Origin of the sequence: Vagococcus allomyrinae (assembly GCF_017829975.1) — a bacterium.
Classification (GTDB): Bacteria; Bacillota; Bacilli; order Lactobacillales; family Vagococcaceae; genus Vagococcus_D; species Vagococcus_D allomyrinae.
Map to the genome: position 1 here is coordinate 528,296 of NZ_JAEEGA010000002.1, position 17,398 is coordinate 545,693.

Sequence of the window (17,398 nt, forward strand, 5' to 3'; positions counted from 1 at the left end):
TTGCTCTTTTTAGGTAGGATAGTGTCCGATGATTGCCATCGTTACAAGTGACAAGATCGGGACTTCTTCTAGCTATTTGTATAAAAAGAGACTGTTTCACAATTAGGCAACTAATCATGAAACAGTCTTTTCTTATTTCATTAACAAACTTGTCATTCGTTGAATACAAAATGCGATCGTATCTGTGGTCTCATCTTGCTTTTTCTCGGCCTTATCAAAGGCAGCGGCATCCACTGTCACTTCTGATGGGTTAATGGACTCGACCATTGCCTGACAGCCAGCAACATAATCTGTGTATGATTTTTCCAGCTTTTTATGAATGCCGATCACTTTTGCTGGTGCTTTCAATCCTTTAATTGTATCTAATAGTCCTTGATAGCTAGTGGTTCCTTTAGCAAAATTATCGTGTATCTCTGTCAATTTATCGGCTGACAATTGACCCACTGTCTCATTATCAATCGCCGTTCTAATCTCTTCAAAATACGGGTTCATGGTTTCGCCAATGGCTTCCGTTTCCTTGACAATATCGTTTATTTTTTGAATATAAAAGCCTAAATTTATTTTCACTTCGTTCTCCTCTTTCTTTCGTCATCTGTTTCTATTTTACACTGTTTAATCAAAGAAGAAAAGCTTTCATTAATAAAGTGTTCATTAGACACAAAATCCCCTGACCATGGTCAGAGGATCTATCAGCATTTAGATGTCTAGTGTTTTTCTTTGGAAGAACTTCACAATTTCCACAATTGGGATAATCGCGATTGATGAACCAAAGACAATTGCCCATTGATAAGCATCTAAGTGAGCCACGCTAAACAAATCGTTAAAGCCTGGAATCACAATCGTACTCGCCAATAACACAAAGGATAACAAGACCGCATAGTTAAAGACTTTGTTTCTAAAAGCGCCCACTTTGAAGATGGATTGATGAATGGACTTAACATTGAAGGCATGGAATAGTTGAATCAAGCCTAATGTTGCAAAAGCCATCGTCAAGGCATCAGCATGTTGCATGTCATAAATAGCATCAGAGATGGAAATACCATCGGCAATAGCAGTTGCTTTTTGAGCAGCTGTTAAAGCCAGGTGTGCTGGCCATTGAATGGCTGCCCAGTACACGCCTAAGGTAATGGCAGCTTCCAGAATCCCTTGATAAATCACACTGCTCATAACACCGCCAGAGAAGAAGTTGGAGTTACGGCCACGAGGTTTGTGACTCATCACATCACGTTCCGCTGGTTCAAGACCAAGTGCAATCGCTGGGAAGGTATCTGTCACGACGTTGATCCACAATAAGTGAACCGGAAGTAACGTATCCCACCCAATTAATGTGGCGATAAATAAGGTCAGTACTTCACCTAAGTTAGCAGCCAACAAGTATTGAATGGTTTTTTGGATATTAGAGAAAACTTTACGTCCCTCTTCAACAGCTACGATAATCGTCGCAAAGTTATCATCTGCAAGGACCATGTCACTGGCACCTTTTGATACTTCTGTTCCGGTAATTCCCATACCAATCCCAATATCAGCTGTTTTAAGAGCTGGGGCATCATTAACACCGTCACCGGTCATGGCAACAACTTTACCTGCTGTTTGCCAAGCCTTCACGATTCTCACCTTATGTTCAGGAGAAACGCGGGCGTAAACAGAGTAATTCACTACTTTTTTGGCGAATTCTTCTTCAGACATGTCATTTAGTTCAGCACCGGTAATGACCGCTTCGTGTTGATCTTTCCCTAAAATTCCCAAGCGAATCGCAATTGCTTCAGCAGTGTCACGGTGATCACCAGTAATCATCACAGGACGAATTCCCGCTTCTTTGGCAACACGGACAGCTTCTGCTGCTTCTTGACGCTCTGGATCAATCATTCCCACTAAACCAGAGAAAACCAGGTCTTTTTCTAAATCAGCAGATTCTACACTTGTTGGTTTTGTGTCAACAATTTTGTAAGCCATAGCTAAGACGCGGAGCGCTTGTTTAGCCAAACCAGTATTATTTTCTAGGATTAGCTGACGTTCAGCATCATCCATTGGTTTTAATTCACCGTTAACGTCATAAGAGACACAACGTTTTAATAATTCATCTGGCGCACCTTTAGTGGCTACCAAGAAACGACCGTCAGCCAGCTCATGAATGGTGGACATTAATTTACGATCTGAATCAAATGGCGCTTCGCCAACACGCGGTTCAGCGACTAACTTCTCACGAACATCGTAAGCTTTGTTTAAACCAAATTGGACTAAGGCAGTCTCCGTCGGATCACCGATTAACGTGCCTTCTTTCGAAAATTTAGTATCGTTACAGTAGTTCATAACTTTTAAGGTCATGTTATCAGCTGCAAGCTCGTCCGTTGCAGAATGTAATTCGTTATTGGTGAAAACTGCTTCAACTGTCATTTTATTAACTGTCAAAGTGCCAGTTTTATCAGAACAGATAATATCCGTGCTACCTAACGTTTCAACAGCTGGCAACTTACGGACCAAGGCATTTCGTTTGGCCATTTTCTGCGTGCCAATCGCCAAGACGATGGTCACAATTGCCGGCAAACCTTCTGGAATTGCTGCGACAGCAAGTGAAACAGAGGTTAACAACATGTCAATCCAAGTCGTATTGCCTTTTAGCATCCCAACACCAAACATGATCACACAGATTCCTAAGATTGCGATTGTCAGTGTTTTACCTAAAGAATTTAAGTTCTCTTTTAATGGTGTGTTGGTTTCATCTGCTTGCGATAACATATGGGCAATCTTACCAACTTCGGTATTCATCCCTGTTCCCACAACCACACCAACTCCGCGGCCATAGGTCACGTTACTGTTCATGTACGCCATGTTCAAACGATCGCCGATTCCTGTTTCCGCATCGCTAATAACGGCAATATCTTTCTCCACCGGCACCGATTCACCCGTTAAAGCCGCTTCTTCAATCTTCATGGAGTTCGCTTCAATCAAACGCAGATCCGCTGGAATCACGTCGCCTGCTTCTAACATGATGATGTCTCCTGGCACTAATTCAGTACTTTTAACGGTTTTAACATTGCCATCACGCATGGCATTAGCGTTTGGCGTTGCCATACTTTTCAGCGCATCGATGGCCTGTTCGGCTTTCGCTTCTTGGACCACCCCAAAGATCGCCATAATAAGAACCACAACAATAATCATAATAGCTTCGACGCGATCGCCTGTAAAGAATGAAATCAAGGCAGCTGCTAATAAAATCATGATCATAAAGTCTTTAAACTGATCGATGAATTTAGATAACAGGGTTTTCTTTTTCCCTTCATCTAATTGATTAGCTCCATATTCCTCTAATCGTTTTTGGGCTTCCTGATTGGATAACCCGTCTTTTGATGTCTGCATTTTCTCAAGTACTTCTGTTTCAGTTTGAGTATAAAATGCTTCTTTCAGTTGTTGCTTTTTCTCTTCCGACATTTCCATCCTCCTAATTTTTTTACTTGCGTACACAGAATACAAAAAGAGACTTGTGTATGCGCAAATAAGAGCATACATAAGTCTCACTAATTAAGACAACACCAGAAAGGATTTCCCTTCAGTGCTGGTGATGTTGTCACGGCTGATGCCGCCAGTTACTCCCTTATGAGCAATTTCATTTATAATTATACACGATTTTTGACAGGTTGCAATAAATTCTACCTTAAATCAGCAATTGAAACCCTTATCATCACTAACTTTTTCAGGTTATTAGACCCTTCTCTACCAAAAATTTTCTGCTGTCCCTTGCTCCATCCCTTGAATGAATCGTTGCCGAATCATTGGGTAGGTTTCAGATAGCTGCGTCACCAGCTTTTTCATCTCTTCCCGCTTGGTTTTTTTATCAACCGGACAGGGATTAAAAATGACGGGTAAGTCTTCGCGAGCCACAAATTTCTTAATGGTGGTTTCTTCCAAATAAAGGAGAGGGCGAATCAAGGTAATGTCCACCTTGCTCAAGTAAGTCACTGGTTCAAAGCTGGCTAATTTACCATGAAGTAAAAAATTCATCAGATAGGTTTCAATAGCGTCATCTGCATGGTGGCCTAAAGCGACTTTCTGACAGCCTAAGTCTTTAGCTGATTGATTCAAAATCCCGCGCCGTAGCTTGGCACACAACGAACAAGGGGATTTTTCTTGACGAATATCAAAGACCACGGTGGCAATATTCGTTGGAACTACCTTAAGTTCATATCCCAAATTCTCAATGAAGGTCTTTAAAGGGCTAATATCCATTCCCATGTCCATGTCCAAAGTAATCGGAACTAACTCAAAGGAAAAACCTAAGCGTTGTTCCTTTGCCATTCGATCCAATAAGTAGAATAACGTTGTGCTGTCTTTCCCACCGCTTAACCCAACCGCCACCCGATCTCCTGGTTCAATCATCTGATAATTAAGAATTGCCCGACGTACAGGATTGTAATACAGTTGATTGTCTTTCTTTTGATGTCCCATAGGTTACTCCTTAAAAAAGTCTTCTTTAATGCTGTATTGTTTACCAGCAACAATGTCGTATTGAATTAATTGATAGTCATGATACAGTTGTTGATCGTCATCACTTAATACCATGGTCGTTCCCCACTGATTAGTGTAATAAAAATTTTTCTCAAAGGCTGGTAAAACAGCCTCTAACTCCGATAATAAGCGATAAAAGCCCGTTCCTGAAAGACCGCTTAATTCAAAGAGCTTAGGACTAAAATAAATAGGGCTAATGTTAGCAAGGTTGGTCGTTTCTTTGAGTTTCCCTTGACTGTCCCAGAATAAAAACTCGGTTAAATGGAGGTCTACATCCGTATTGGCTGCTTGAAAACTATCCGAATAAATACTTGGCAAATGATCTCCCCAAAAAACTACTAAGGTGCGCTGTGGCAAGCTTTTCAGCTCGTCTAAAAAGCTTGCTAGAGCTTGGCTGGTGTATTGCACATCGGTCAAGTAATTATCCATCGTTTGTGGGTTATCTACGCCACTAATTTGACGCCCTGAAGCCTCATACTTATCTTTATAGGGCATGTGGGTCTGCATGGTTACCAAGTGAACAAACTGCGGACTATCTGTCTCTAATAAATCCAAAACTTCATTAAAAGCGGCTTGATCAGAAATATAAGGATTGTTTTCCAATTTTTCTTGGTGAGTCATGGTAGACTCATCTAAAAATTGATCAAATCCTAAGACGTTGTATACATCTTTTCGCTTATACATGGATGTATTATATGGATGAATCGCCGTTGTCTGATATCCCCGCTCCTTCGTTAAGGATACGATGGAAGGCAGCTCAGCTAAATTCGGTACCAACATGGTATAAGGCGTCGTCAGCTGACTATTAAACAATTCCATCGAAAAACCGGTTAAGGCTTCAAACTCAATATTGGCTGTCCCGCCACCATAATTCTGAGAGAGCATTTGCCCACTATATGTCTGACTGGCAATCTCATGATAGGCTTTCAACGGATCATCGTCACTTGCCAGACCTTTTAAACGCAAGGGGTCCGAAAAACTTTCAGACATGATATAAACAATGTTAGGCTGCTCTGTCTCCTTGGCAATGGTCTCTGCTTGATACTTGGCAACCACCTCTTTGATTTTTTCTGCCGAATAATCAGCTGGCTTTGCCATCGGTTCCACATGTAAATTATACAAGAAACCGCCCATAAAACCGGTATTGTAGTAGTTCATTTTCTGGCTGTAAGGAATCCACAAAGCGGTCTTATTGTACGCCTTGCGCAGTAGATTAGAGGGTTGATTAAACTGCCCCACATAAAACAAACCTAACGAGCTAATCAGGAGCAAACTAACCCGAACTAGCTGTTGTTGACGAGATAAAAACAAACTGCGGTAAAAGGCGTAACATAAAAAGCCCAGGGCAATCCCAATAACCAAGAGGCAGATGATAAATGGCCAGGTACCAACCATTTCTTTCATCAAGGATAATTCCGTGATCATTTTCAAATCATCGGGATAGATCGGCTCCACCCGATAAAACATTTTTTGGTAATTGGCAAATCCTAGAACACCAATCACAACAGTAAAAAAGAGTAGCCCAACAGACCAGGAACCAATCACTGACATCAGAAACAGCAAAAAGATCGCCAATACCAAACAACCTAACAAAAATTTTTCTGTGTGCCAACTGAAGGCAAACTTTGTTGCCAAGTCCCAACTCATATTGTTTTGAGTTAGTTGTAAATAATAATTACTCACGAAGACCATTAAAAGGGTCATCAAGCCTTGTAACCCAATTTTGATTTTCGGCCACTGCTTTTTAATTTTTTCTTTCACGTGTTTCTTCCTCTAACTTCCTGTGTAAAATTTCCCCTATTAGGTCGAGAAGAGCTGATAGCTCTAGCACTCTATCAGCTCTTCTATAAGTTATGCTCTACCGCCAAAATTCATCGTAGACAGTGATAGGTAAATGACGTTTATGAGCCGTCTTTAGCCACCAACTTTCAATGGTTGCTGCCGCTTCAGGGCTAACGGTTTGTCCTTCTAGGTAATCATCGATGTCGTCATAGGTCACTCCGAGAGCCACTTCATCTGCCAACATCGGCTTATCATCTTCTAAATCGGCCGTTGGTGTTTTTAAATACAGAGCTGGATCAGCTCCAAGGGCTTTTAACAGGGCTCGCCCTTGTCGTTTATTCAAACGCCATAGTGGTAAAATATCGGCACCGCCATCGCCAAATTTAGTGAAAAAGCCTGTGACACTTTCTGCAGCATGATCTGTCCCTAGAACGGCGCCTTGGCGGTCACCTGCAACAGCATACTGGACAATCATTCGTTGACGAGCTTTGATATTTCCTTTATTAAAATCGGTAATCGTCGTGCCGACTTCCAGTAAGGACTCAACGGTAGCGTCAACAGCCCCTTTTATATTCACTCGCAATTCAACATCTGCTTGGATAAACGCTAATGCCCGTTTGGCATCTTCTTCATCCGACTGATTGCCATAAGGTAGACGTATGCCTATAAATTGATAAGCTTGATTGCCAGTTTCTGCTCGCAATTCACTCATGGCAATTTGCCCAAGGCGACCTGCTAATGTGGAGTCCTGGCCACCACTAATTCCCAATACCAAGGTTTTTAAAAACGGGTGCTTTAACATATAATCTTTTAAAAATTCAACACTTTTACGAATCTCTGTTTGAGGATCAATTTCCGGTAGCACCTTTAGCTCACTAATAATCTCTGCTTGTAATGACATCTCAGCCAATCCTTCCGTGTCTCGTTTTATTAAAGTTCTTTTACTTTCTTGCGAACCTGATCAATGATCTTCATTTTATTGTCGTAAGCGGCCTGTGACAAATCCACAGGATACAATTGAGGGTTTAAATCCCGTTTATACTCTTCCCACAAATTATCGTGGTTTTGATTGGCTACTTTTTTGATCTCTTCCAATGCTGGCAAGGTATAAATTAACTGCCCGTCATGGTATATATCTTGCAGAATTGGTCGAGCTTCAAAGTTAACCACCGTCTTATTGATGTAAGTGTGAACGGGATGGAACATAAAGAGTTCTTCTAAATCATTAGGGTTTTCATCCCATAGCGCAATATAATCCCCTTCTGATTTCTGAGTCTCTTTTTGCGTAATCCGCCACACTTGTTTTTTACCTGGTGTGGACACTTTTTCAGCATTGTTTGAGAGCTTGATCGTATCCACCATCTGGCCACTATCGTCTTCGATGGACACTAATTTATAAACAGCTCCTAAAGCGGGTTGATCAAAAGCCGTGATCAGTTTGGTTCCCACACCCCAAACGTCAATTTTGGCATGTTGCATTTTCAAATTAAGAATCGTCGCCTCGTCCAGATCATTGGACGCGTAAATTTTTGCCTCTGGATAACCAGCTTCGTCCAATTGCTTACGGACTTTTTTTGAGATATAGGCCATGTCACCACTATCGATGCGAACACCCATAAAGTTAATTTTATCGCCCATCTCATTGGCAACTTTAATGGCATTAGGCACACCAGACTTTAAGGTGTCATAGGTATCCACCAAGAACACGCAGTCACGATGAGTTTCTGCATAGGCTTTAAACGCTTTGTAATCGTCAATATACGATTGAACTAGGGAATGAGCGTGAGTCCCACTTGTAGGAATCCCAAAAATTTTGCCAGCTCGGACGTTACTAGTGGAATCACACCCACCGATATAAGCAGCTCGCGTTCCCCAAATAGCGGCATCCATTTCCTGAGCGCGACGGGAACCAAACTCCATCAATAACTCATCTCCTACAACCGATTTTATTCTGGCTGCTTTGGTGGCGATCAAGGTTTGATAATTGATGATATTCAACAACGCCGTCTCTACCAACTGACACTGAGCCAAGGGACCTTCGATTTGCACAATCGGCTCATTGTTATAAACCAATTCGCCTTCAACAGCGGAACGAACCGTACACTCAAATTTGAAGTCTGCCAAATAAGCGATAAAGTCTTCTGGGTATTCTTCAACCTCTTTTAAATAAGCTAAATCTGATGCAGTAAAGCGCAAGTTTTCAAAATAATCAATTAAGCGCTCAAGGCCTGCAAACACCGCATAGCCATTTTTAAATGGCATGGATCTAAAATAGCATTCAAAGACTGCATGGCGGTTTGCCCGCTCAAGCTCCCAATAAGTTTTCATCATATTGATTTGATACAAATCTGTGTGCAGCATTAAGCTGTCATCTGGATAGTTATAGTTCATTTCTATACCCCATTCTTCATAATTACGTCGTAAGGTTCTCAGTCCTGCTAGTTTCCAAACGATCGCTTGTTTCTTCACACAACACACATCACACAATTCTTACCTATAATTGTATCATTAATCAGAAAATCTTAGTAGCAATTCACGATAAAAAATCAAAAGTGTTGTTCACAATAGTCAGAAAATTCTAAAAATGAACTGTACTTATTCCCCGATATATGATAAAATTCAAGTCACAAAAATAGTTGTTAAGCTGGGGAACTGACTAGTATGTTTCTGAAACTTATAGATAACTCAAATAACGTTGCAAGAAGGAGATTAGAATGGAAATAAAACCGACACTTGATCAGGCCATGACTTATTTTTTTACACCTGACAATCAAGAAAATAAACGCGTACAAATGGGGGTCATTAAATTGCAACCAGGAGAACGTAGTCCAAGTGAAGGGTACGCTTGTCACGAACAAGATGAGTATTCTTACGTTGTTTCAGGACGGGCTCATACAATTTTAGAAGATGGCACTGATTTATTAGGAACACCTGGGGATGCCCAACTGATTGTTGCCAATGAAAAACATATTAATTACAACGATGGTCAAGACGAGGCAGTGGTTGTCTGGATGCTTGTGGAGCGAGATTAATCGATAAGGAGAGAACGATGAAAAAATTATTGAAAGCTAGTTTACTGATGATAGTTGGCGCCACGCTACTAGGTGCTTGTGGTTCCAAGGGAGCCGATACATCCAAAAATGATACCACTAAAGAAACAAAAGAACTTAATCTTATGTCTGCGACTGAATTAACCACCTTGGATACTTCGGTTATGTTGGATTTTCCAGATGCGATTGTCCAAACGGCCGCATTCGAAGGTCTTTACGGTTTAGACAAAGATGACGCTATTATTCCAGCCGCGGCAAAAGAATTGCCAGACATTTCTGAAGATGGTAAGACATATACCATCAAATTACGAGAAAACGGCAAGTGGACCAACGGTGACAGTGTCACCGCAGATGATTTTGTCTATGCCTGGAAAAAAATGATTGATCCAGACAACGCCTTAGTCTACAGTTTTTTAATTCAAGATACTATTTTAAACGGTGTTGAGATTGCGGCGGGAGATAAGCCAGTTGATGAGCTAGGCGTTAAAGCACTGGACGATTACACGTTGGAAATCAAATTAAAAGAGGCACGGCCTTACTTCACTTCATTAATGGCCTTTCCGACCTTCTTCCCTCAAAATCAAACGTATGTGGAGGAAAAAGGGAAAGCCTATGGAACTGATACGGACAACACGATTTACAATGGACCATTTGTTGTAAAAAATTGGAAACAAAGTGATTTAAATTGGGATCTAGAAAAAAATGAAGACTATTGGGATAAAGATAATGTCAAGTCTGACACCATTCATTACGAAGTCGTCAAAGAAAGTTCGACAGCACTGAATTTGTATGAATCAGGCGAGTTGGATGTGGCAGTTTTAACAGGTGTTTTAGCTTCTGAAAATAAAGATAACCCTGATTTCCAATCCAATCCGACGGCAACTATTAATTACTTACGCTTAAATCAAGAACGAAATGGCAAAAAAACGCCTTTAGCAAACGAAAACCTTCGCAAAGCGATTGCCTACGGTATCGACAAAGAAACAATTATTAACAATATCGTGGCTGATGGCTCTGAACCTACCTATGGCTTGATTCCAAATGGCTTTTTGGCTAATCCAGAAACAGGAAAAGATTTCCGTGAAGAAGCTGGCGACCTGATGAACTTCGATGAGGCAGAAGCCCTAAGCTATTGGAAAAAGGCTCAAGCCGAGCTAGGCCAAAAGGTAACCGTGGATTTGTTGGTAAACGACGATGGAAACTACAAAAAAATTGCTGAAAGTATCCAAGGCGGTTTGGAACAATTGTTTGAAGGCCTGACGATCGACGTTCGCTCAATGCCCACAGAAACAGCCCTAAACTTAGGACGCGAAAGCGATTATGAAATGTTCCTGATCTACTGGACACCTGACTATCAAGACCCTATTTCAACTCTGAATACCTTCCATTCAGAAAACAAAATGCATTACAGTAATCCTACTTACGATGATTTACTGGATAAGGCCGCCACGAGCTTGGCCAATAAACCTGGCGAAAGATGGCAAGCTTTGATGGATGCGGAAAAAGAAATTATCCAAAATACGGCTGGAACAATTGCGATTAGTCAAAATAAACAATCTGTGTTACAGAATCCAGCATTGGAAGGGTTGGAATACCACACTTTCGCAGCTCCTGTCACATTGAAAAGTGTTTATAAAAAATAACTAAATAGAAACTTAACACATATTAAACCCTGAGAATCATCTGCTTTGATAGATCCTCCTCAGGGTTTTTATTTGCCGTATTGCTGACAATTGCCCCTATTAGTAGCACTTAAACCAACATCAATGTTGATAGCCATTTCTTCTTTGCTTTAGCATATATCGGACTGAAAAGTGGCAGCCTCATTAAGATACATTTACAGGTCAAACTAAGCTACTTCTCATATAAGCGATTCCCCTACTATTGAAACAAATATTCCTATCACCGTATTTCGTTCTTCCTAAAAAATTCTGTTAGTATTTTTGCCGATGTTTTATCAGGGAAAACAGGGCCGTACTTCAATAACATTCGATACTTTTTATCCGTGGCTTTCGACACAATTTTTAACAAGTTTGTTCTGAATTGATTTTGAGGTTAATCATTCATTGGCCAATCAGATCATATGTGTACTACAAAAAAACACCGAGAATAAATTCTCGGTGTTGGAATCTTACTTAAATAAGATTATTTAACTGTAACGCCAGCGCCTACTTCTTCTAAAGTAGCTTTAAGAGCTTCTGCTTCTTCTTTAGAGATGCCTTCTTTAACTGCAGATGGAGCGCCATCTACAACAGCTTTAGCTTCTTTCAAGCCAAGACCAGTTGCTTCACGAACTGCTTTGATAACTTTAACTTTAGAATCGCCAGCAGAAGTTAATTCTACAGTAAATTCAGTTTGTTCTTCAGCAGCAGCGCCACCAGCAGCACCAGCAGCAGCTACAGGAGCAGCAGCAGATACGCCAAATTCTTCTTCGATCGCTTTAACTAAGTCGTTTAATTCTAAAATGCTTGATTCTTTTAAATCAGCAATGATTTGTTCAATGTTTAATGACATTTTGAAATTCCTCCGTTTTGGTTTATATTATTAGTTTAGTTTTTTGGTACTAAGATTAAGCTGCAATTAAGCCACTTCTTCTTTTGACTCTGCCACTGCATTGATAGCGTAAGCCACGTTGCGGACAGGAGCTTGTAAAACAGATAGTAACATTGATAGCATACCTTCGCGGTTTGGAAGTTTTGCCAAAGATACGATTTCTTCAACTGAAGAGACTTTACCTTCGATTACGCCACCTTTGATTTCCAATGCTTCGATTTTCTCAGCAAATTCGTTCATGATTTTAGCGGGTGCGATAACGTCGTCATTACTAAATGCAATAGCGGTTGGGCCAACAAAAACATCTTCCATACCTTCTAATCCAGCTTTAACGGCTGCACGCGATAGGATTGAGTTTTTGATAACTTTCATTTCAACATTAGCCTCACGTAGTTGTTTACGTAATTCAGTTACCTCTTCAACAGTTAATCCACGGTAGTCGACAACGACAACGGATGCTGCTTCTGAAAATTTAACTGTTACTTCTTCAACTTGTTGGGCTTTTTTAGTGATTGCTACTTCGCTCATTTAAAATTTCACCTCCTGTAATTTTAGATGGATGGGTTATTTCTTTGAAAGTCTGTTTCAAAACAAAAAACCCCATGCCACCGTTGACATAGAGGGACTATTGATACTCTCAACATTGTCCTCGGTAGGAGATTAAGGCTTGCGCCACCTACTGTCTTCGGTACATCATATAAATCTTAACCTAAGTAACTGTACCATAGCCAATTACTCAGGTCAAGAATTTTTTAACTTTGTCTAGCTTTTTACGCTAGTTCTAGTTCTTTTAGATTGAAGCGACGTCAACTTTAACACCAGGGCCAAAGGTTGTTGTTACAACTAAGTTCTTCATGTAAGTTCCTTTAGTTGCAGCAGGCTTCGCTTTTAACATTACGTCATGGATCGTTTTGAAGTTTTCAATTAATTTGTCATCTTCAAATGATACTTTACCGATTGGTACGTGGATATTTCCAGCTTTGTCAACGCGGTAAGTCACTTTACCAGCTTTAACTTCTTCAATCGCTTTAGTAACATCCATTGTAACAGTTCCTGTTTTAGGGTTTGGCATTAGGCCTTTAGGTCCTAAAACACGTCCTAATTTACCAACTTCAGCCATCATGTCTGGCGTTGCAACAACAACGTCAAAGTCGAACCAGCCTTGTTGAATTTTGTTAACCATGTCAGCATCGCCAACGTAGTCAGCACCAGCAGCTTCTGCTTCTTTAGCTTTTTCGCCTTTAGCAAAAACTAAAACTGATTGTGTTTTACCTGTTCCGTTTGGCAGTACGACTGCGCCACGAATTTGTTGATCCGCTTTTTTAGGGTCAACGTTTAAACGGTAAGCAACTTCAACAGTTGCGTCAAACTTCGCAATATTAGTATCTTTTGCTAAAGCTACTGCTTCAGCTAATGAGTATGTTTTAGTTGTGTCAACTTTTTTTAGTGCATCTTGCAATTTTTTGCTCTTTTTAGCCATTTTGTTTCCTCCTTGAATGTGGTTATAACGGTAGAACCTCCCACGGAATTCATATCTTTCAATACGAACCGACTGAGAAGCTACTTCCGGTGGTTACAGCTTTTGTGAAGCGATCAGGCTAGTGATCTACTCGACTGTAATCCCCATGCTTCGTGCAGTACCTTCAACCATGCGCATTGCTGCTTCAACATCAGCTGCGTTTAGGTCCTCTAATTTAAGAGTAGCGATTTCTTTCACTTGCTCGCTAGTAACAGTTGCAACTTTTTTCTTGTTAGGTTCGCCAGAACCTTTTTCCACGTTAGCGGCTTTCTTTAAAAGAACTGCTGCTGGTGGTGTTTTTGTTACGAAAGTAAATGAGCGGTCTTCGTATACTGAGATGACAACTGGAATAATTAATCCAGCTTGATCAGCTGTACGCGCATTGAATTCTTTTGTGAATCCCATGATGTTAATACCCGCTTGACCTAATGCAGGTCCTACTGGCGGTGCTGGAGTTGCTTTCCCTGCTGGAATTTGCAACTTAACTAATTTCTCTACTTTTTTTGCCACGAGACATACCTCCTTGAGTCCGGTGATGTGGTTATATGGAGATTAAGATTTCTCCTCCCACGTTTCTTTTGCATGCAAAAGAAATGCGCTTTTTCACGCACTAAATCATTATACTTGATTACCTATCTTTTATCAAGAGCTTTTTACTGTATTGCCAATTTAATCATATAAAAATCTACTTCTCAGAAGTCGATAGACGATCACTAAAACACTTGCATATATCAGACAAACACTTAACTGCCCCCAGACAAGACTGAAGCTAAAGGCAGGATTCTCTAAAAAGTAAGCAGTCAGTTTTGATAGCGGCGGAAACAACCACAGGACCAAGTGAAAACCTGGGAGTTTCTCTGCCATGGTATTACCGACGACGCTGATCAGCCCGACAATAAGCAAACACACATTGCTCAACTTAGGATCTTGAAACACGTAACGAGGTTGAATAATCATCGCCACTAGGCCACCAATTAAACTAAACACGAAATGAATGACTAGTGCACACATAATCTCTTCCAATGAAATCCCTCTTTTAAATAGTCCTTGATTTTTCACTAGGTTGATGATGATCGGCAACGCCACCGATACTAGCGAAAGAAGTGAACCAAGGTACGTGACAAACACAAGCGTTTGCATCCAATAATTCTCTTTTTTAGGTAACCTTGTGACGATGATTTGTTCCATAACAGGCGTTAAGCTGGCCAAAAAGGTTTGGCTGGCCCAGGCTGTTAACAAAAACATAAAGGTGGCTGAATTAAGCATCGTTGAAGTAAACTCCTGGGGCATCACTAAATAGTTTAGATAAAGAAAGATCATCCATCCAATCAATGGCATTAGCCACTTATTTGATTGCCGATAAATAGTTCGATAATAACGAAACATCGCGCTAGATAAATTCATGAGTCAACCTCCTGACAGGTATCTGATGAGCCACACAAAGGGCAAGTAGCTGTTGACTTTGAGGTATTGAACAGACCAGCTGACAGTCGGTTTCCGACTCTTCAATCATCTGTGTGAATCCTTGGATAGCCTCAATGAATGAATCCCTTTGCCTACCCAAAGGATCGGTCAGGATAACGGCATAGATATTTCGCTCTGTTTTTAAGGCTTGGTGTGCTTTCAGACGGAGTCCTTTATCAATAACCTGATAGACATCTTTAGCCAGGGCTTCTGTTAGAAACGACTCATGGCAACATATAACAAGGGTTGTCCCTTCTCGGTTTAACTTCTGCATCAATTCAATAAAGTCGGCTTGGGAAGCCAGATCTTGACCGGATAGTGGCTCATCTAGTAACAAAATATCAGGTTGACACAACAAGGCTTGGATCACGTTAATCTTTTGCTTAGAACCCTTGGATAGATAACTGATTGGTGTCTTTAACATTTGGCTAATTCCAAATTTTTCAACTAATTCAGTCATTCTTGCGTGACTATCTGGCAGTAGATCGATAGCCATTAGCTGATTGAACAATGTCTCAGGCGTCACTAGACTATCAGGAAAATCCGCTGCAACATAGCCAAGCTTCAAAGGCGTTTGATACCTTACTTTACCCGACGTTACTGGTAATAGTTGGCCGATTATTTTCATCAAGGTGCTTTTTCCGCAGCCATTTGGTCCAAGCAAGGCGATGGCATCGCCACGATAGATCGCCAAATCAACTCGTTCTAAAACGCTCTGTTTTTGATAACTTTTGGACACATCTTCCAATGCTATTAATAATTCCTTGGTTTGCGTCATTTCCAACTCCTCTTCACTCATTTGTTCTTTTTATTTTAACACATGACATAAGTGACTGTCTTTCACAAACCGAAGGATACTTAAGATGGCAACATTCTCACAATTTCAAGCAACTCTCTAATTTTTTTCTCCTCCTATTTGTGTTACTATTGTCGTAGATAAAATAGGATGTAGTCTTTTCAAAGAGGAGAGGTTAAGGATGGTTTCACAATTTAAAAGTGTCTTTGATATTATCGGACCTGTTATGATCGGACCTAGCAGTTCCCACACAGCTGGCGCTGCACGAATCGGGAAAATCGTTCGCAATATTTTTGGTGAGCTACCGGATCAGGTGGATATTTTGCTCTACGAATCGTTTGCCAAAACTTACCGCGGACACGGCACAGATATCGCTTTAGTCGGAGGGCTGTTAGGTATGGAACCCAATGACGAACGCTTAGCGGAGTCGTTGAAACTAGCCCATGAAGCAGGAGTGGAAGTCGCCTTCGTCCCTAAAAAGGAAAAGGCCGAGCATCCGAATCAAGTCACAATGAAAGTCAAAAAAGGCGATCGTTCAATGAGCGTGACTGGTATTTCCATCGGCGGAGGTAATATTCAAATTTCTGAGTTAAACGGCTTCCGAATTAATTTAAGCATGGGAATCCCGACGTTTATTGTGGTCCATCAGGATTTACCAGGATTGATTGCTAAAGTGACTCAAATCTTTGAACAACAAGCGATCAATATTGGCACAATGACTGTGACTCGCGAAGCTAAAGGCGATAAAGCGATTATGATTATTGAAGTTGATGAACGGGATGTTGGTGATAGTCTTGAGCAATTAAAGGCGATCACTCACGTCCATAACGCATCATTCTTTAAGTAGAGAAAAGGGGGAGAAGAATGTTTCAGACAATTGAAGAACTGGTTGTATTAGGAAATAAATGGGGATCTGTTGCTGAGGCCATGATTCAAGAAGAAATGGCCGCCTTCGGCTCTTCACGAGAAGACATCATCGCTCACATGGGGCAAAATAAAGAGGTCATGTTGCAATCAATCGCACAAGGTGTGGCCGGGGTTACGTCTGTTACTAAGTTGACAGGGGGCGACGCTAAGCGCATGAATGAGTATCTTGAGGCTGGCAAATTTTTAAGTGGGGACACCATTTTACGCGCCGTCCGCAACGCCATTGCAGTGAATGAAGTCAATGCTAAAATGGGCTTGATTTGTGCAAATCCGACTGCTGGGAGTGCCGGGGTTGCTGCCGGGGTGTTGGGATCTGCCATTGAAGATTTAAAACTGACTGACGAACAGCAAACTAACTTTTTATTCACAGCAGGCGCTTTTGGCTTAGTCATCGCCAACAACGCTTCAATCAGTGGTGCTGAAGGCGGTTGTCAAGCTGAAATCGGCTCAGCCAGTGCCATGGCTAGCGCAGCGTTAGTAGAAGCTGCTGGCGGCACTCCCGACCAAGCTGCTCAAGCTGTTGCGATCACGCTTAAAAATATGATGGGACTGATTTGTGATCCTGTTGCTGGTTTGGTTGAAGTCCCTTGTGTCAAACGCAATGCTTTAGGGGCCAGTCAAGCTTACATTTCTGCCGATATGGCCTTAGCCGGTATTCGCAGCGTCATCCCCCCTGATGAAGTGGTCATTGCCATGGGCAAAGTCGGCAGACAAATGCCTACCATCTTCAAGGAAACTGCTGAAGGTGGTTTAGCAGACACGCCAACTGGGCGCCGTATTGCACAAGAATTGTTTCAGCAATAG

16 protein-coding genes and 1 other annotated feature are annotated in these 17,398 nt (G+C 41.2%); of the genes, 4 read left to right on the forward strand and 12 right to left on the reverse strand.

All coding sequences use genetic code 11. The features are described 5' to 3' along the window. Window positions 1-132 precede the first annotated feature (132 nt). From I6N95_RS05250 to I6N95_RS05275, 6 genes are all read right to left on the reverse strand, one after another. Window positions 133-567 carry a hypothetical protein gene (locus I6N95_RS05250; RefSeq protein ID WP_209525340.1) on the reverse strand — a complete coding sequence of 145 codons (435 nt, stop codon included), beginning with the start codon at window positions 565-567 and terminating at the stop codon, window positions 133-135. Window positions 568-696: 129 nt separating this feature from the next. Continuing rightward, window positions 697-3,429: a cation-translocating P-type ATPase gene (locus I6N95_RS05255; protein WP_209525342.1), complete on the reverse strand. Its 2,733-nt coding sequence runs from the start codon at window positions 3,427-3,429 to the stop codon at window positions 697-699. Between the two features lie 282 nt (window positions 3,430-3,711). Further along, on the reverse strand, window positions 3,712-4,443 hold the full coding sequence (locus tag I6N95_RS05260; RefSeq protein ID WP_209525344.1) for a tRNA 2-thiocytidine biosynthesis TtcA family protein: 732 nt from the start codon (window positions 4,441-4,443) through the stop codon (window positions 3,712-3,714). Between the two features lie 3 nt (window positions 4,444-4,446). Beyond that, window positions 4,447-6,264, reverse strand: coding sequence for an LTA synthase family protein (locus I6N95_RS05265; protein WP_209525346.1), 1,818 nt, complete (start codon window positions 6,262-6,264; stop codon window positions 4,447-4,449). Between the two features lie 97 nt (window positions 6,265-6,361). Further along, window positions 6,362-7,186, reverse strand: coding sequence for an NAD(+) synthase (gene nadE / locus I6N95_RS05270; RefSeq protein ID WP_209525350.1), 825 nt, complete (start codon window positions 7,184-7,186; stop codon window positions 6,362-6,364). Between the two features lie 29 nt (window positions 7,187-7,215). Continuing rightward, window positions 7,216-8,676: a nicotinate phosphoribosyltransferase gene (locus tag I6N95_RS05275; RefSeq protein ID WP_209525433.1), complete on the reverse strand. Its 1,461-nt coding sequence runs from the start codon at window positions 8,674-8,676 to the stop codon at window positions 7,216-7,218. A gap of 323 nt (window positions 8,677-8,999) precedes the next feature. Between I6N95_RS05275 and I6N95_RS05280 the strand changes: the two genes are divergently transcribed. Continuing rightward, window positions 9,000-9,317, forward strand: a complete 318-nt coding sequence (locus tag I6N95_RS05280; RefSeq protein ID WP_209525352.1) for a cupin domain-containing protein — start codon at window positions 9,000-9,002, stop codon at window positions 9,315-9,317. Between the two features lie 17 nt (window positions 9,318-9,334). After that, a complete protein-coding gene (locus I6N95_RS05285; protein ID WP_209525354.1) occupies window positions 9,335-10,978 on the forward strand; it encodes a peptide ABC transporter substrate-binding protein in 1,644 nt (547 codons plus the stop codon). Between the two features lie 502 nt (window positions 10,979-11,480). Here the strand turns inward: I6N95_RS05285 and rplL are convergent. The 6 genes from rplL to I6N95_RS05315 all read right to left on the reverse strand — a co-directional run bounded on the left by rplL (window position 11,481) and on the right by I6N95_RS05315 (window position 15,649). After that, window positions 11,481-11,849, reverse strand: coding sequence for a 50S ribosomal protein L7/L12 (rplL, locus tag I6N95_RS05290; protein WP_209525355.1), 369 nt, complete (start codon window positions 11,847-11,849; stop codon window positions 11,481-11,483). A 66-nt stretch (window positions 11,850-11,915) separates the two neighbouring features. After that, window positions 11,916-12,416 (reverse strand): 50S ribosomal protein L10, encoded by a 501-nt coding sequence (gene rplJ / locus I6N95_RS05295; RefSeq protein WP_209525356.1) that lies wholly within the window; start codon window positions 12,414-12,416, stop codon window positions 11,916-11,918. Window positions 12,417-12,470: 54 nt separating this feature from the next. Beyond that, window positions 12,471-12,595 (reverse strand) — a sequence feature (ribosomal protein L10 leader region). Between the two features lie 83 nt (window positions 12,596-12,678). Continuing rightward, a complete protein-coding gene (gene rplA, locus I6N95_RS05300; RefSeq protein ID WP_209525357.1) occupies window positions 12,679-13,368 on the reverse strand; it encodes a 50S ribosomal protein L1 in 690 nt (229 codons plus the stop codon). A 126-nt stretch (window positions 13,369-13,494) separates the two neighbouring features. Further along, entirely contained in the window at window positions 13,495-13,917 is a 423-nt protein-coding gene (rplK, locus tag I6N95_RS05305; protein ID WP_209525358.1) for a 50S ribosomal protein L11, read from the reverse strand. Between the two features lie 159 nt (window positions 13,918-14,076). Beyond that, window positions 14,077-14,811, reverse strand: a complete 735-nt coding sequence (locus I6N95_RS05310) for a hypothetical protein (RefSeq protein WP_209525359.1) — start codon at window positions 14,809-14,811, stop codon at window positions 14,077-14,079. Further along, the gene (locus tag I6N95_RS05315) at window positions 14,798-15,649 is read right to left on the reverse strand and encodes an ATP-binding cassette domain-containing protein (protein ID WP_209525360.1); all 852 of its coding nucleotides are present in this window, start codon (window positions 15,647-15,649) and stop codon (window positions 14,798-14,800) included. Before I6N95_RS05315 ends, I6N95_RS05310 begins: the two co-directional genes overlap by 14 nt. Window positions 15,650-15,848: 199 nt before the next feature. Between I6N95_RS05315 and sdaAB the strand changes: the two genes are divergently transcribed. Next, window positions 15,849-16,514, forward strand: coding sequence for an L-serine ammonia-lyase, iron-sulfur-dependent subunit beta (sdaAB, locus tag I6N95_RS05320; RefSeq protein WP_209525361.1), 666 nt, complete (start codon window positions 15,849-15,851; stop codon window positions 16,512-16,514). Between the two features lie 17 nt (window positions 16,515-16,531). Continuing rightward, entirely contained in the window at window positions 16,532-17,398 is an 867-nt protein-coding gene (gene sdaAA / locus I6N95_RS05325) for an L-serine ammonia-lyase, iron-sulfur-dependent, subunit alpha (protein WP_209525362.1), read from the forward strand.

Excerpts from the sequence above, each read along its gene's own strand:
- I6N95_RS05255 (WP_209525342.1), bottom strand. The coding sequence starts at position 3,429 with ATGTCGGAAGAGAAAAAGCAACAACTGAAAGAAGCATTTTATACTCAA.
- I6N95_RS05260 (WP_209525344.1), bottom strand. The coding sequence starts at position 4,443 with ATGGGACATCAAAAGAAAGACAATCAACTGTATTACAATCCTGTACGT.
- nadE (WP_209525350.1), bottom strand. The coding sequence starts at position 7,186 with ATGTCATTACAAGCAGAGATTATTAGTGAGCTAAAGGTGCTACCGGAA.
- I6N95_RS05275 (WP_209525433.1), bottom strand. The coding sequence starts at position 8,676 with ATGAACTATAACTATCCAGATGACAGCTTAATGCTGCACACAGATTTG.
- I6N95_RS05280 (WP_209525352.1), top strand. The coding sequence starts at position 9,000 with ATGGAAATAAAACCGACACTTGATCAGGCCATGACTTATTTTTTTACA.
- I6N95_RS05285 (WP_209525354.1), top strand. The coding sequence starts at position 9,335 with ATGAAAAAATTATTGAAAGCTAGTTTACTGATGATAGTTGGCGCCACG.
- rplL (WP_209525355.1), bottom strand. The coding sequence starts at position 11,849 with ATGTCATTAAACATTGAACAAATCATTGCTGATTTAAAAGAATCAAGC.
- rplJ (WP_209525356.1), bottom strand. The coding sequence starts at position 12,416 with ATGAGCGAAGTAGCAATCACTAAAAAAGCCCAACAAGTTGAAGAAGTA.
- rplA (WP_209525357.1), bottom strand. The coding sequence starts at position 13,368 with ATGGCTAAAAAGAGCAAAAAATTGCAAGATGCACTAAAAAAAGTTGAC.
- I6N95_RS05310 (WP_209525359.1), bottom strand. The coding sequence starts at position 14,811 with ATGAATTTATCTAGCGCGATGTTTCGTTATTATCGAACTATTTATCGG.
- I6N95_RS05315 (WP_209525360.1), bottom strand. The coding sequence starts at position 15,649 with ATGACGCAAACCAAGGAATTATTAATAGCATTGGAAGATGTGTCCAAA.
- sdaAB (WP_209525361.1), top strand. The coding sequence starts at position 15,849 with ATGGTTTCACAATTTAAAAGTGTCTTTGATATTATCGGACCTGTTATG.
- sdaAA (WP_209525362.1), top strand. The coding sequence starts at position 16,532 with ATGTTTCAGACAATTGAAGAACTGGTTGTATTAGGAAATAAATGGGGA.